Annotated in this window: 10 protein-coding genes and 1 pseudogene; 7 read left to right on the forward strand and 4 right to left on the reverse strand. The window is 41.4% G+C overall.

All coding sequences use genetic code 11. The annotated features are described in order from the left end of the window. Positions 1-17: 17 nt before the first annotated feature. From DRF63_RS04520 to DRF63_RS04535, 4 genes are read left to right on the forward strand one after another with little or no spacing between them, the layout of a single operon-like run. Positions 18-971, forward strand: a complete 954-nt coding sequence (locus DRF63_RS04520; RefSeq protein ID WP_005619095.1) for an ABC transporter permease — start codon at positions 18-20, stop codon at positions 969-971. Then, positions 971-2944 carry a dipeptide/oligopeptide/nickel ABC transporter permease/ATP-binding protein gene (locus tag DRF63_RS04525; RefSeq protein ID WP_005597344.1) on the forward strand — a complete coding sequence of 658 codons (1974 nt, stop codon included), beginning with the start codon at positions 971-973 and terminating at the stop codon, positions 2942-2944. The genes DRF63_RS04520 and DRF63_RS04525 overlap by 1 nt, the downstream gene beginning before the upstream one ends. A 3-nt stretch (positions 2945-2947) precedes the next feature. Continuing rightward, positions 2948-3754 carry an ABC transporter ATP-binding protein gene (locus DRF63_RS04530; protein ID WP_005619097.1) on the forward strand — a complete coding sequence of 269 codons (807 nt, stop codon included), beginning with the start codon at positions 2948-2950 and terminating at the stop codon, positions 3752-3754. A 49-nt stretch (positions 3755-3803) separates the two neighbouring features. After that, the gene (locus DRF63_RS04535; RefSeq protein WP_005597352.1) at positions 3804-5402 is read left to right on the forward strand and encodes an FAD-binding protein; all 1599 of its coding nucleotides are present in this window, start codon (positions 3804-3806) and stop codon (positions 5400-5402) included. A 61-nt stretch (positions 5403-5463) separates the two neighbouring features. Here the strand turns inward: DRF63_RS04535 and DRF63_RS04540 are convergent, their stop codons facing one another. Next, on the reverse strand, positions 5464-6621 hold the full coding sequence (locus DRF63_RS04540; RefSeq protein WP_005597354.1) for a 5-methyltetrahydropteroyltriglutamate--homocysteine S-methyltransferase: 1158 nt from the start codon (positions 6619-6621) through the stop codon (positions 5464-5466). A gap of 219 nt (positions 6622-6840) precedes the next feature. Between DRF63_RS04540 and metF the strand changes: the two genes are divergently transcribed. Beyond that, the gene (gene metF / locus DRF63_RS04545) at positions 6841-7722 is read left to right on the forward strand and encodes a methylenetetrahydrofolate reductase (protein ID WP_005597356.1); all 882 of its coding nucleotides are present in this window, start codon (positions 6841-6843) and stop codon (positions 7720-7722) included. Positions 7723-7999: 277 nt separating this feature from the next. Here metF and DRF63_RS04550 read toward each other — a convergent pair. Then, positions 8000-9595: pseudogene (locus DRF63_RS04550) on the reverse strand (ABC transporter substrate-binding protein). Positions 9596-9951: 356 nt separating this feature from the next. On the opposite strand from DRF63_RS04550, the gene DRF63_RS04555 reads away from it, so the two are divergent. Both DRF63_RS04555 and DRF63_RS04560 read left to right on the forward strand, forming a co-directional pair. After that, positions 9952-11181, forward strand: coding sequence for a serine/threonine transporter (locus tag DRF63_RS04555; RefSeq protein ID WP_005597362.1), 1230 nt, complete (start codon positions 9952-9954; stop codon positions 11179-11181). A 95-nt stretch (positions 11182-11276) separates the two neighbouring features. Next, complete coding sequence (locus DRF63_RS04560; RefSeq protein ID WP_005597363.1) at positions 11277-12656, forward strand: L-serine ammonia-lyase; 1380 nt, start codon at positions 11277-11279, stop codon at positions 12654-12656. A gap of 178 nt (positions 12657-12834) precedes the next feature. Here DRF63_RS04560 and mnmC read toward each other — a convergent pair whose 3' ends face one another. After that, the gene (gene mnmC / locus DRF63_RS04565; protein ID WP_005597364.1) at positions 12835-14838 is read right to left on the reverse strand and encodes a bifunctional tRNA (5-methylaminomethyl-2-thiouridine)(34)-methyltransferase MnmC2/FAD-dependent 5-carboxymethylaminomethyl-2-thiouridine(34) oxidoreductase MnmC1; all 2004 of its coding nucleotides are present in this window, start codon (positions 14836-14838) and stop codon (positions 12835-12837) included. A gap of 215 nt (positions 14839-15053) precedes the next feature. Beyond that, positions 15054-16463 (reverse strand): bifunctional indole-3-glycerol-phosphate synthase TrpC/phosphoribosylanthranilate isomerase TrpF, encoded by a 1410-nt coding sequence (gene trpCF, locus DRF63_RS04570; RefSeq protein ID WP_005597365.1) that lies wholly within the window; start codon positions 16461-16463, stop codon positions 15054-15056. Positions 16464-16552: the final 89 nt, after the last annotated feature.

Raw genomic sequence — 16552 nt, forward strand, 5'->3', positions numbered from 1 at the left:
AAAATGAGGGAGGCTCAATGGAAATCATCCTTCGTCTTTTATTTCGTCGTCTAATGGCTCTACCGATTATGATTCTCGGAGTGACCGCCTTAGTCTTTATTGTTTTGCAATTCACGCCCGGTGATCCGGCAACCGTCGCACTCGGCGAAAGTGCCAGTGAAGCGGCTAAAGAAATCTATCGAGAACAACACGGTTTGAATGATCCGGTAGTCGTGCAATATTTCCGCTTTCTCGGCAATTTATTCGTACTGGATTTCGGTATGACTACGCCGCCGGAACAACCGATTATCGATATGATTGCCAAAGCATTCCCGCTTACCTTACAACTCACTTTTATCGGGGTATTTCTAGCGGCAATCGTTTCTTTCTCGTTAGGTATTCTTGCCGCGCTTTATCGTGATCGCTGGATAGACCAAGTGATTCGTTTAATTTCGGTCGCTGCGGTTGCAACACCGTCTTTCTGGCTTGGTATCTTACTGATTCAATACTTTTCCTTAAAACTGGATTGGCTACCGTCAGGCGGTTTTGTACCGTTTAGCGAAGATCCGAACGAATATTTTCGTTCGATGATTTTACCGTCACTTGCACTTGCCGTGCCGGTTTGCGCCTCATTAATTCGTGTTGTACGTACCACAATGGTGGAAGAAATGGATAAAGATTATGTGCGTACCGCCATCGGTAACGGTGTGCCTTATTCAACCGTGATTCGTCACAATGTCTTACGTAACGCCTTAATCACTCCGGTAACCGTCCTTGGTTTACGAGTCGGCTATTTACTCGGTGGTGCAGTGGTTATCGAACAAATCTTTGATTTACCGGGTATGGGTAAACTTATCTTTAACGGTATCGTGAACCACGACTTACACTTAGTGCAAGGTGTGGTGCTTACTATCGCCTTTACCTTCGTATTAGTTAATATCATTGTTGATATTCTCTATTTGCTCATCAATCCAAAAATTCGGAGTCTATAATGTTTCGTCAAGGATTAGCCGCTCGACTAGCTAACGGTGGCGCTAGATTTAGAGCATTATCAACCAGTTCAAAAATTGCATTGATTTTCATTTTATTTGTCGCTTGCGTAGCCATTTTAGCCCCGATTGTCGCCCCCTATGACCCGCTACAAACGCTACGACCGGTGCAAGCACCAAGCGGCGATTATTTATTCGGTACCGACCGTTTAGGGCGTGATATTTTCTCCCGTATGGTCTGGGGAGCGAGAACCTCACTCTTTATCGGTTTAGGTGCGGTGGGGGTCGCTATCTTGTTTGGTGGCATTCTAGGTGCAACCGCCGCAACCGCAGACAAATTCGGTAACGAAGTGATCATGCGTTTAATGGATATTTTAATGGCATTCCCGGGCATTGCGCTTGCCGCAGTATTACTTGCTACCTTTGGTAACTCGGTACCGGTAATTATCATTACCATAGCGGTCGTTTATACCCCACAACTTGCAAGAGTAGTCCGTGCGAATGTTGTTTCCCAATGGGAAGAAGATTACGTGCGTGCCGAACGTGTGTTAGGCGGCAGCCGAACTTATATTTTACTCAAACACGTTGTGCGTAATACCGCCGCACCGGTATTAGTATTCGCTACGGTAATGGTGGCGGATGCGATCGTATTTGAAGCTTCTCTGTCATTCTTAGGTGCCGGCGTACAACCGCCGTTCCCGTCTTGGGGGAATATTTTATCGGAAGGACGTAACCTTGTGTTAAGCGGTTTCTGGTGGGCGACCACTTTTGCCGGAATCATGATTCTACTCACAGTATTAGCCCTTAATATCTTAGCGGAAGGTTTAACCGATGCATTAGTTAATCCGAAACTTAAAACATCGCCGAAAACCAAAGAAGATGTGGCAAAACCGCTTTCTACCGATGTGCAAGAAGCGATGGCGGAAACGCTCGCCTTAAAACGTTATTTGTTAAAATTACATGAGAAGGAAACGACACGTACCGATCGTATGCAATTAAATCCAAATGCGAAACCGATTTTACAAGTGAAAAATTTATCAATTCGCTTCCCGAATCGTTACGGGGAAATTCCACTGGTCGATAATATTAGTTTCACAGTACATGAAGGCGAAACGATGGGCTTAGTCGGGGAATCCGGTTGCGGTAAATCAATTACCGCCTTCTCTATCATGGGCTTATTACCGAAAACCGCAAAAATCACCGGCGAAATCTTATTTACCGATCGTAGCGGTAAACAGCACGATTTACTTAAATCTGATCAATTAAATGAGCTTCGAGGTCATGAAATTTCAATGATTTACCAAGATGCGTTAAGTGCGCTTAACCCGTCTATGCGAATCAAAGATCAAATGGCACAGTTAATTAGCCGTGGTGGAAAGCAAAGCGCAGAGACTTTATTGCAATGGGTAAAACTCGATCCGGAAAAAACGCTTAACCGTTATCCACACGAGCTTTCAGGCGGACAACGTCAGCGAGTCTTAATTGCCATGGCACTCGCTCGTGAGCCTAAATTATTAATCGCAGATGAACCGACCACTGCGCTCGATGTTGTGGTACAAGCGGAAGTGATCAAACTCTTAAATGAATTACGTGAAAAACTCGGTTTTGCGATGGTATTCGTCAGCCACGATCTTGCACTTGTGGCACAAATGGCACACCACATCACAGTAATGTATGCCGGTCAAGTGGTTGAAGCCGCACCGACTACACCGCTCTTAGCCAATCCGACTCACGAATATACCCGAGGTTTACTCGGTTCGGTTCTCTCAACCGAATTACGTGCCGAACGCTTATATCAAATTCCAGGCAGCGTACCGTCACCGTTCGACTTTGCGAAAGGCGACCGCTTCGCCAGCCGTTCATTACGTCCGGAAGCGGATCCGGAGCAACATTTGCAACTGGTTGCTACTGATGATCACCCGCAACATTTCTGGGCATCACATTTAGCCACACAAGACAAACCGGCGGAGGGATAAATCATGAGTATGAAAGTGTTAAAAGAACAACCGATTCTTGAGTTATCCGATATTGTGATGCAATTTGCTTCTCGAGACGGGACTTTGTTTAACCCGAAAAAATTCACGGCGGTAGATAATGTCAGTTTATCGATCTATGCAGGGGAAACGGTCGGGTTAGTCGGTCAATCCGGCTGCGGTAAATCAACCTTAGCCAGTATTATGATCGGTTTGCAAAAACCGACTTCCGGCACGGTCAAATTTAACGGCTTACAAATGAAATACGGCAGTACTGAAGCCCGTAAGCAATTCGGTCGCCAAGTTTCAGTGATTTTCCAAGATCCGGCAACCGCGCTCAATCCTCGTATGCGAGTATTGGATATTTTAAAAGATCCGATGGATATTCATAACGTATTACTACCGCACGAACGAGAAAAACGAGTGTACGAATTACTCTCTCGAGTCGGCTTGCCTCGTTCCGCCGCTTTAGTCGAGCCTACCCGTTTATCCGGCGGACAAAAACAACGGGTGGCTATAGCCAGGGCTTTAGCACTCAATCCGAAACTGATTGTTGCCGATGAACCGACTTCCGCACTTGACGTATCGGTACGGGCGCAAGTGTTAAATTTACTTGCTGATCTTAAAAAAGAGCTGAATCTTGCAATGGTATTTATCTCCCACGATTTACAAACCGTACACCAAGTTTCGGATCGCATTGTGGTGATGAACGGCGGAAAAGTAGTGGAAACAGGTAGTTCAAACGAAGTATTCAATTCGCCGAAAGAAGAATATACTCGCACACTGATTAATGCCGCACCGTCATTATTGTAATTTATGCTACTCAGGGCAGGTTTATCCTGCCCTTTTATTTATACTGATTATGCACTCGATTCAAATTACTCAAACGATTTATACTGATTTACTGATTGTCGGTTCAGGTATTGCTGGGCTCGCGGCGGCAATTGAAGCGGAACGACTTGAGCTGAAAACGACGTTAATCAGCAAAATGCCTATTGGTTCAGGCGCAAGTTTCTTTCCGCTAAAAGCCACATTGGGCATTCAAGTGACTGGTGAAAATGACTCGGAAAAATTCCAACAAGATATTGAGCGTGTCGGCAAAGGCAGAACCAATCCGAAAATAGTCAAAGCCTATATTGAAGATTCGCCTCAAGCGATTGGATTACTCGCACAAATCGGCTTTAAGCCTTGGCTACGCAACGACAATCGCCCAGCCTGTTTCGCCAAATATCCCCGCCCTATTTATCTGATCAATAATTGGCGAGAAGCCGCTCAACGGGCGAAACAAATTCTTGATAGCCAATCCACTAATGTTTATGAGCAAGCGACACTACTGCATATCGTTACCGAACAAAATCAAGTGCAAGGAGCTGTGTTTAGCCTAAATACAAGCGGTCAAATTTGCTATATTTTTTGCAAAACCAGCCAAATCATTTTAGCCAGCGGTGGCATTGCCGGCTTGTATAAAGACAATCTTTATCCGGCGGATATTATCGGCTCTACGCATTTCATTGCTCAACAAGCCGGTGCAAAATTGGCTAACCTCGCCTTTATTCAATTTATTCCCTCTTTTGTCGAACCGAAATATAAAGTGTTATTTGGCGAACATACGCTGAAGTACGTTATTAAAATTACCGATGAAAACGGACAAGATCTGTTTCCTCATCTAACCGAAACACAATTTCAACAAATGATGTTAGCCCGTAGCCATTATGCACCGTTTAGTGTGGATTTCCCTTGTGTCGAATTCGATTTGGTGATGATGAAACATTTATTGAATAATCCGCAGCACAAAGGCATTTACCTGCACTACAGCCCCGAGCTTTATCAAGATAAGCAAGAGTTTTATACGGTTTATCTTAATTGGTTACGCCAAGAAGTCGGGATAGATTTGGTTAAAAATAAGATTGCTATCGCACCTTTTGCACACAGCTGTAACGGCGGAATTGAGATTGATGAGCATGGCGAATCCTGTGTCGCCGGATTATTTGCGATTGGCGAAATAGCCCATTGTATTGAGGGAGCAAATCGCTTAGGTGGTAATTCGGTAGGCGGTGGCTTAGTATTCGCCAAACGAGCGGTGGCACAAGCGGTCAAAAATTTGCAAAAAATTACCGAAATCCAACCGCTTGCAAACACTGAAACCTATCGTTTACAGGCTGAAAAAGTGCTTAATCAGTTAAACAATCCAATGGGAGATAATACGCTGCTTGCGAGTACGGTACTCAAACAAATTCGTGAACAAATGGCTCGTTTTGCTAATGTGTATCGCACCAAAGCCAACTTAACCTTACTGTTGAACGAACTGCAACAGCTCGAAAAACGTTTTAATCCGCTTGCTCATCATCAGCAACAAGGCATCGAAATCTTTTATGCACTAAAAACCGCACAGCTTGTCGTTTCTCAGATGCTAAACGAACCGCACAGTTTAGGTGCTCATTACTTAGCCGATAAGCAGTAAAACAAAATACAAAAATAAAGGGCAAGATTTTATCTTGCCCTTTTGATCATATGTTTAGCGATTATTTACCCCAAACTTCTTCGCTAATTTCACGAATAAAGTTCAGTTTTGCCCATTGCTGTTCTTCCGTCAGAATATTACCTTCTTCGGTTGATGCAAAGCCACATTGCGGACTTAAACAAAGCTGGTTAATGTCCACATACTGTGCTGCTTCTTGAATACGAGCAATCACTTCATCACGATTTTCTAATTGACCGTCTTTTGAAGTAATTAAACTTAATACTACTTGCTGATCTTTGATAAAACGTAACGGTTTGAAATCACCCGAACGATCAGAATCGTACTCTAAGAAGAAACCGTCAATACGGCAGGTACCGAATAAAGTTTCCGCCACCGGTTCATAACCGCCTGCCGAGAACCATGTTGAACGGAAGTTACCACGGCAAATATGCATTGTAATGGCAATATCGTCCGCCGGTTTCGCATCCACGATTTTATTAATCATATAGACGTAATCTTTGGCAATTTGATCTAAATCTAAACCGCGTGCTTTATAAGCGGCACGTTTGTCCTCGGCACAAAATTCGCCCCAGCTGGTATCATCTAATTGTAAATTGCGACAGCCTAATTTATAGAACAAGTTCATCGCTTTGATATACGCATCGGCAATATCGTCTAACAATAGCTGGTTGTTATTTTCATAACGTGCAATCGGCTGATAATCTTCCGCACGTACATTGGTAATTAAATGTAACATTGACGGCGAAGGAATGGTGAATTTCACCTCCGTTTCGCCGGCAATTTTTTGTAGCGAACGGAAATGTTCTACAAACGGATGTGATTCAGAAAAATCCACTTTATCGACAATTTTAATCGTTTTCGGACGTACGCTGTGGTGTTTAAATTGTACCGAGAACTTCTCTGCGTCCACTTCCTGAATACCGTCTAATGCGGCTAAAAAATCCATATGCCAGAACGTACGGCGAAATTCGCCGTCAGTTACCGCGTGTAAGCCTACTGCTTTTTGATGTTCAACTAATTTTGCAATTTCCGCATCTTCTACTTGAGTTAAATCCGCACATGAAATATCGCCGCATGAACATTGCTGACGAGCTTGTTTAATCGGATCGGTACGTAAGAAACTCCCTACGATATCAAAACGATAAGGTGCGGAAGTACGTTGTGTTGCATTGGGGAAAAGTTTAGACATAGTAATCATTCCTAATATATAAATATAACCTTTTCTTTATTTTAACAAACTCCTCTCTATTTCGTGCCTGAAAGTTTTTATCAACCAATATGAATTATATTTATATTCCTACCCAAACACATATATGAATAAAAATAATAAAAAACATGAAAATAATGAAATTGATTTAACTAAATCGGCATTTTAAAGTGTTCTTATTACATATCAGAATAATATGGAGACACTTCTATGAGCTATGCGAAAGAAATCGATCACTTAAACCATACCCTTGCCGATTTAAACGGCAATATTAACGCTTCTTTTGAATTTTTCCCCGCTAAAAACGAAAAAATGGAAATGTTACTTTGGGATTCGATTCATCGACTTGCTCCGCTTAAACCTAAATTCGTTTCAGTTACCTATGGTGCAAATTCCGGCGAGCGAAAACGTACTCATTCAATTGTGAAACGTATTCAGCAAGATACCGGTTTAGCTGCAGCACCGCATTTAACCGGTATTGATGCCAATCCCGAACAGCTCCGTATAATTGCGCAAGATTACTGGGAAAACGGTATTCGCCATATTGTTGCACTACGAGGTGACGAACCTGCCGGTTATGCTAAAAAATCCTTTTTTACAAAAGATTTAGTAAAACTCTTAAAAGAAGTCGCGGATTTTGATATTTCGGTTGCCGCCTATCCCGAAGTACATCCGGAGGCAAAATCGGCACAATCCGACTTAATTTACTTAAAACAAAAAGTGGAAGCCGGTGCTAATCGTGCGATTACCCAATTCTTTTTTGATATCGACAGTTATCTTCGATTCCGTGATCGCTGTGTAACCGTTGGAATTGATGTGGAAATCGTACCTGGCATTTTACCGGTCACGAATTTTAAACAATTACAAAAAATGGCAAAAATTACCAATGTTAAAGTACCGCATTGGATGCATAAAATGTATGAAGGATTAGATGATGATCAAACAACTAGAAATTTAGTTGCCGCCAGTATTGCCATGGATATGGTTAAAATTCTCTCAAAAGAGGGCGTAAAAGATTTCCATTTCTACACACTGAATCGCTCCGAATTAACCTATGCGATTTGCCATGCATTAGGCGTACGACCGACTTAAATAGACAAAACGCACTAAATCCTAAAATTTAGTGCGTTTTTAAGTAACAACAAGCGGTTAAATTTTTATTTAAATTTACCGAATTACCACTCGTTTTTATTCTTCTCTTTTTTATTTTGCGTATGATTAATATAAATTCCTGTGCCAAGTAATATTAACGCAAGAATTGTTAAGAAAATGCTAATTGACACCATAAGACCTCCATAAACATACAGTTTATCGAGGTCTTAACAAAAAAGCTGAGAAAAAACAGAATTTTGCGATCCGGCTCGTAAAATTATTCCGTTAGACTCACATTATAGAAAGACGTATAACCGAACGGGCTTTGTACAAAGCCTTGCACACGTTTGCTGACCGGTACATAGTTAATCGCATGAGCAATCGGAATTATCGGTGTATTTTTTTGGAAAATTTCGACCGCTTGTTGATATAACTGTGTACGTTCAGCGGTATTTCGTGTTTGTACCGCTTTTTGTAATAAGCCCTCAAATTCGTTATCCGTCCAACGGGAATAATTGGTGCCCGGAATATTTTCTTTGCTTAATAACGGGAACAGGAAATTGTCCGGATCACCGTTACGACTCGTCCAACCGTAAGTACCGGCTGAAAATTCGCCTTCACGAGTTCGCTTATTAAAATCCGCCCATTCGTGGCAGACTAATTTCGCTTTTACCCCAATTTTCGCCCAATCCGCTTGAATAATTTCTGCAGTACGTCTTGGATTCGGATTTGACGGGCGCACCACCGGTTGTACCCAGATTTCAGTTTCAAAACCGTTCGGATAACCTGCTTCCGCCAATAGATTTTTCGCTTTTTCCAAATCAAATTCATACTGAGCTAAATTTTCATTGTAACCAAGCACCGAATTTGGGAACGGATTAGTCGCCACCGTACCGCCGCCTTGGAATACTGCAGCAACAATCGCTTTTTTATCGGTAGCGTGTTGTAGTGCTTGGCGCACCTTCACATTATCTAATGCTGCTTTTTGGGTATTGAGTCCGAGATAAGCTAAATTTAACCCTTCACGCTCAAATAACGTCACTTTAGGATCTTGTTTCATTTGTGCAATATCGGCGATATTCGGGAAATCAATCACATCACACTCACCGGCTTTCAGTTTGGCATAGCGTGTACCGGCATCAGGAGTAATCGCAAAAATTAAGCGCTCAAACTTTGCTTTACCTTGCCAATAATTCGGGTTCGCTTTATAACGTACTGCTTGATCGGTTTGATAAACTTGAAATTCAAATGGACCCGTGCCAATCGGTTGTTGATCTAATAATTCCGGCTTGCCTTCCGCTAATAATTTATCCGCATATTCTTTGGAATAAATCGATAAGAAATCCATTGCAACTGTTGTCAAAAACGGACTATTCGGCTGATTCAGCGTCATTTTCACCGTATAATCATCAACTTTCTCAACCGATTTTAAAATTTTCGGTAGATTCATCCATTGATAATAGAAATAAGTGCCGCCGGAAACATTGTAGTAAGGGTGACTTTTATCCGCCTGACGTTGAAAAGAAAATACCACGTCATCGGCATTTAAATTACGACTTGGGGTAAATAACTTGTTACTGTGAAACTGTACATCTTTACGTAGATGGAAAGTATAGGTTAAGCCGTCTTCACTCACTTCCCACTTTTCCGCCAAACTCGGCTCGATATCAATTTTGCCGGCTTTAAACGCCAATAGGCGGTCATAAATTTGCTACGAACTGGCGTTAAAGTCATTCGCATCGTTGGTAATTGCCGGGCTTAATTTTTGAGGAGCGGTAGCGACACAATTTACTAAAGTATGTGCCGGCGCTGCTGCTAAAAAAGGCGAGAAACTAATAAAAGGTAGGGCGAAAAAAATCTTAGAAAAGCGCATAAAATAATCCTCAAATAGATTGATTTTTCCGAACATACGGCATTTTTAGATAAATTTGAAATAACAAAATCAACATTCTTATAACTAATAAATCGTATGCATTACAATTTTGTAAATTATTTCAATCCATCAATAAATCAAAAGAGGAAAGTAAAAAATTTAACGCTTAAAAAACAAAGTTAAGCAGTTTTAATCACTAAATAAATAAAAAATAATCAAATAATTATCTAAATATGATAAAAGTTTTAGCCAGATCATAAAATTGACATTTTTGACTTGTTTCATATAACCGAAAGATTATGATGCATCCAAAATTTTATAAATTTATAACTCTAACATTTAAATAGGAGAATCTTATGGCTACGCCATCTCATCGTTTTTCCCTCACTTGGGTGCTAAATCTGTTCGGTACTGCCGTTGGTGCAGGCGTATTATTTTTACCGATTAACGCCGGTATGAGCGGTTTTTATCCGCTGATTTTCATGACCTTATTAGTCGGGCCGATGACTTATCTGGCACACCGAGGGTTGGCTCGTTTCGTGCTGTCTTCCGGCAAACCGGGTAGTGATATTACTAACGTAGTACGTGAACATTTCGGCGAAAACGCCGGTAAATTTATTACCTTACTCTACTTCTTTGCGATCTTCCCGATTCTATTAATTTATGGTGTCGGTATCACCAATACGGTCGGCTCATTTATTGAAAACCAATTACAGATGGCTGTACCGCCTCGCGCATTACTCTCGGGCGTATTAATTGCCGTTATGATTAGCGTAATGTTACTGAGTGAACAAGCGATGTTAAAAATCACCACTTACTTAGTTTATCCGTTAGTGTTAATTCTGTTCGGTTTATCTATTTACCTGATTCCAGAATGGAACGGTGCGGCATTACAACAAATGCCAAGCACAGGTGATTTCTTAACTACCTTATGGTTAACGATTCCGGTATTAGTATTTGCTTTTAACCATTCGCCGGCAATTTCATCCTTTGCCCTTTCACAACAAAAACATTATCAAGATCCGCAACAAACCGAAGTTGAATCAAGTAAAGTATTACGTTCAACCGCAATGATCTTAGTGTTATTCGTGATGTTTTTCGTATTTAGCTGCGTACTTACGCTTACTCCGGAAGAGCTTGCACAAGCGAAAGCACAAAATATTTCAATTTTGTCTTACTTAGCCAATAAATTTGATAATCCGGTTATTTCTTATTTCGGACCTTTCGTGGCATTCTTAGCAATCGGTAGTTCTTTCTTCGGTCACTATTTAGGTGCGCGTGAAGGATTAGAAGGTTTAGTCAATCAATTACGTGATAAACCGATTGAATCGACAAAATTCAAAAAAATTACTGCGGTTGTTTTCTTTATCACATTATGGATTGTAGCAACCATTAACCCGAGTATTCTCGGTTTTATCGAAAGTTTAGGCGGTCCGATTATTGCGATGATTCTGTTTATTATGCCGGTTTATGCTATTTATACCGTGCCGGCATTAGCAAAATATAAAAGCAGTATCGTCAGCAATACTTTTGTTACCGTGATGGGAACCGTCGCTATTTCAGCGATTGTGTACGGATTATTATAATCGCTGTATAATCGCTCCCTTTCCAATTTTCAGGCAATAAACCTAATATATCTTTGGTGTTTATTGCCTTTTTAACATAGAGTGTTTTAGATATTATGATTAGTGTATTTGATATTTTTAAAGTAGGCATAGGCCCTTCCAGCTCACATACGGTCGGGCCGATGAAAGCCGCCAAACAATTTATTGATGAATTACTGGTTCGCAAACTTTTGGCTAAAACAGACCGCTTGCAGGTCGATATTTACGGTTCGCTTGCGCTAACCGGTCGAGGCCATAGCACCGATATTGCGGTGGTAATGGGCTTAATGGGATATTTACCCGATAACGTGGATATCGAACGAATTGAAACGGTTATCGAACAAGTGAAGCAAGAAAGCAGATTAGTTGTTGCCGAAGCGATACCGGAAATGGCAAAAACCATCATTTTCGATTTCTATAAAGATATGCCTTTTCATTACGATTTCTTAGCTCGTCATGAAAACGGAATGATTTTAAAAGCGTTTGAAGGCGAAACACTGTTATTTGAAAAAACTTTCTATTCTATCGGAGGCGGTTTTATCGTTGATGATGAAAATTTTGACAAACAATCCGACGATACCCTATCCGTGCCGTTCCCTTATAAAAATGCGGAAGATTTACTTAAGCATTGTAAAGAACAAGGATTACCGCTTTCCAGTTTAGTATGGAAAAACGAAACGGCTCTGCGTCCGAAACAAGAAATCTCTGATTACCTTGCTAAAATTTGGAAAACGATGGAAGACTGTATCCAACACGGTTTACACACGGAAGGATTATTGCCCGGTCCATTAAAAGTGGTACGCCGCGCGCCGTCTTTACGCAGAACATTAGAAGCAACCGGCAAATTTAATACTGACCCGATGAAAATTATTGACTGGGTAAATATGTTTGCGCTTGCAGTGAATGAAGAAAATGCGGCGGGCGGACGTGTTGTTACCGCACCGACTAACGGTGCTTGCGGTATTGTGCCGGCAGTATTGGCTTACTATCAGCAATTTATCGCACCGCTTAATCAAGAAACGATCGAGCGTTATTTATTGGCGTGTAGCGTTGTCGGTACACTGTACAAAATGAATGCGTCTATTTCCGGTGCGGAAGTAGGTTGCCAAGGTGAAGTCGGCGTAGCTTGTTCGATGGCGGCCGCCGGTTTAACCGAAATTATGGGCGGAACACCTGATCAAGTTTGTATCGCTGCTGAAATCGCAATGGAACATAACCTCGGCTTAACCTGTGATCCGGTAGGAGGACAAGTGCAAGTACCTTGTATCGAACGTAATGCGATTGCTTCGGTTAAGGCGATCAATGCAAGTCGTATGGCTTTACGCCTTACCTCACAACCTCGAGTGACTTTAGATAAAGTGATCGAAACGATGTATGAAACAGGTAAAGATATGAATGCTAAATACCGTGAAACTTCAACCGGTGGTTTAGCAATTAAAATTTTACCTTGCGATTAAGCATTGTATTTGACAACGAGTGCTTAACGACTTATGATTTGAAGAACTGAGCGGATTAACCGCTCAGTTGATTTATTTCTTATTAGTAAGCTGGGGAGCTAAGGACTAACAAGAAAATAACTAGGATAATGAATTAAAAAACCTCGAATATCATTATTCGAGGTTTTGTTTTTTTTAACTATTCTACTTTTGATCCCTTCAACAATTTTCGTATCCAAGTACGATTTGGACTGAGTACGTGCCAAATATCTTCACTGATTGGTAACGGTTCATCACAGATCAAACTCGCTAGCATTTCGCCTAATAGCGGTGCGGTGGTTAAGCCTCGAGAAGCTAAACCGTTTACCATATATAAATTTGCAAAATTTGCCGCATTTTCGACCGCTTGTTTACGGCGTAGCTGATTATACAAATTCTGATATTGTACTTTTTGAACGCTAAAATTCGGCATTTGTCCAACCATCGGCACTCGATCTCGTAATGCGGCTCGCACCCCTTGTTTTGCTAGATTCTGTGACTCATCAATACCTTGAGTCCAATCACAAGCGGTCAAATTTTGCTGAAGTTTTGCTACATTCTCATGGTGCTCTTCTAGCGAAAAATACGTTTCGTCCTTATCGCGCACATGGCTGGCACCAATACAATGAGTATTGGCTTTAGAAACTGGGGTTAAATAACCGTCATAACACACCACACATTTTAGCTGCTGTAGAGCCGGTGTGGTCGGAATCTGGCTCACTTGCCCACGCACCGGATACAATGGAATCCCCTGCGCGTGCTGGAATTGCGTGAGAGTATGCCCGTTTGCCAACACTAAAATCTGATGGCTGAACGTTTTACCATTGTGCTGCCAATGCCACTTCCCTTCACTAAATTGCGGATCTTTCACTTCGTGATTTAGCACAATCTGTAATCCTTTCGTTTGTAAATAAGCAAACGTACCCTGTACAAATTGTATCGGTGATAACCAACCGCTTTGTGGCATAAATGCCCCGCCGTTCGGCACTTTCAGCCCGATTTTTTCGCTTAACTCAGCCGCACTACATAGCTTAAACAAACTATCATCATTGGTTTGCCGAGCTATTTTTTCCAATTTCTTCGCCGTTTTATCGTTATAGGCATATAAGGCGACACCGGTTAAGGCGTGTTCAAACTCAACAAGCGGTTCAATTTGTGACAAACGTTGCAACGCATAATCAAAGCAATGCACATAAAAACGGATGTTGCGCTCGTCATCGTCACTCAGTTGAGGATAGATCGCACCTTGCAAATTGCCTGAAGCATTTTGTGCCAACGCATTATCTTTACAATAAAGCGTGACTTTTTTTCCTTTTTCCAGTAAAGATAGTACAACAAACAAGCTGGCGACACCGCCTCCGACAACCGCAATATCATTCGCCTCGGTTTGCGATTCACTATAAAAATACGGATAATTTACCGGTGCCGTTTCGCTTTGTTGCGGTTTTTCACCCCACAGCATTTCTCGTTTTTTGCCAAAACCTTTGCGTTTTTTGACCTCAAATCCGACCGCTTGTAAGCCTTTTCTCACTGTACTTGCGGCAGTAAACGTTGCAAAACTGCCACCATTTTTAGTCAGACTAAACATTTGGCGATATAACGTTTCATTCCACATTTCCGGATTTTTATCCGGTGAAAAGCCGTCTAAAAACCACGCATCAATTCGATTCGTATATAAATCACCTAATTGCGGTAAATTGTCTAACATATCGCCAAACCATACATCAAGATAAATTTGTTCGAAATGATAACGCTGACAGCCTGTTTGGCGAGGTTGCCAACAAGCGGTCATTTTTTGTGAAAGTGTTGCAAATTGCGGGTAATTTTTATGAATGGTCGCTAATTGCTCAGAAGTGAGGGGAAATTTTTCAAACGAAATAAAATATAAACGCTTAAGTTTGCTATTGGGGAACTCACTTAAAAACTGCTGAAACTTATCGGCAACCGCCAAAAAATTCAGTCCGGTGCCAAAGCCGGTTTCGGCAATCACAAAAGATTCAACATCGTGTGTTTGCCATTTTTGCCAAAGTTGATTGCCATCTTGGAAAACATAATAGCTTTCTTCAAGACCGTCTTGGGTGGAAAAGTAAATATCGTCGAATTGTTCGGAAACGGGGGTATTATTTGAATTGAAAGAAAGAGATGCAAAACTGAGTGTGTTCATAACATTTACCACGGAATAAACGGAAAAGCACGGAAGTTACTGATAACATTCTGTGCTTTCCGTGCTTTTCCGCAGTAACAGATTAGAAGATATTGTAAGCGAAAATTACGATCATACCTAATGCCGCTACAACAGTCATCATTGAATAACCTAAAGTACCCATTTTTTCTCTCCTCTCTTGGTTAAGTGTTATTTGCTAAAGTCTATCACAATTCTTAGGCTTTGAGAATTTTCTCCGCACAAGCGGTGATTTTTGCTAAATCTTTTACGCCTTTATGCTGTTCTACACCGGAATTCAGATCGACGCCTAAACAGTCTTGTGCTAGAGCCTGTTCGATATTTTCAGCCGAAATCCCACCGGCAAGCATTGCTTTTTGTTTTAATTCAATTGGAATGATATTCCAGTCGAATACCTTGCCCGTACCGCCTTGCTGTGTACCGTGTTTGCTATCCAAAATATAACGTGCCACTAACGGATTATCTTGATAAACAGCCGTTTCCGCTTGAACATCAACCGAAATTGCCTGCCAAATTTGCGTTTTTCCGGCTAATTTCACTGACAGCTCGGCAATATAGGATTCATCTTCTGAGCCGTGTAGCTGAACCGCATATAACTCAAGCTGTTTTGCCATTTTTTCGACAAATTCGACCGCTTGATTTTGGAATACGCCGACATAACGCAATGGTACATTCACGACTAATTCCTGCGCTTGACGTAACGATAACTGGCGAGGCGAATTTTCGGCAAAAATTAATCCCCCGTATAAAAAGCCGTTTTCATACACTGCCTTGACATCTTGTGGGCGAGTTAATCCGCACACTTTATTTTCACCGAAGATCACCGAACGTACTGCATTATTTAAATCGGCACTGCCCATTAAGCTGCTGCCGATTAAAAATGCGTGCGCAAACGGCTTAATCGCTTTCACTTGCGTATGATCATAAATGCCTGATTCTGAAATCAAACGGACATCTGCCGGAATTTGCTCCTGATATTTTTCTACCAAACGTACAATGCGATTCATATCCACCGTCAGCGTATGTAAATCACGGTTATTCACGCCAATCACTTTTGCACCTAATGCTAACGCTCGCTCAAATTCTTGCTCGGTACTGGTTTCGGTTAAAACGCCCATACCTAATGAGTGAGCTAAATCCGCCAATGTGCGATACGTTTCGTCATCTAATACCGAGAGCATTAACAAGATCGCATCCGCATTTGAATAACGAGCCAAATACACCTGATACGGAGAAATCATAAAATCTTTGCATAAGATTGGTTGCATTGTTTGGCGTTTAACTTGCTCGATATAACGAAAATCGCCCTGAAAATATTGCTCGTCGGTCAGTACGGAAATCACGGAAGCGTAATGTTTATAGACCTGCGCAATCGCATCTAAATCAAATTCGGCACGAATCAAGCCTTTGGATGGCGAGGCTTTTTTACATTCCAAAATATAAGCCGGTACTTGATGTGAAGCCGCAGCCAGTGCGGCATAAAAATCCCGATCAGCGGTAACAATTTGCTGTTGGAATTGCGAAAGTGGAAAGGTTTTTTGTTTGTTATCGACCCAAACGGCCTTATCTTGTACGATTTTTTGCAGAATAGTAGGTTGGTTTTGCATATTTTCTCTTTTTATTATGAATTGGTGGATAACACAGATAATGATAGAATACGGCACATATTTTTATTTATCAATAAATTCACTATGCT

Source organism: Actinobacillus pleuropneumoniae (assembly GCF_003290385.1).
Taxonomy (GTDB): domain Bacteria; phylum Pseudomonadota; class Gammaproteobacteria; order Enterobacterales; family Pasteurellaceae; genus Actinobacillus; species Actinobacillus lignieresii.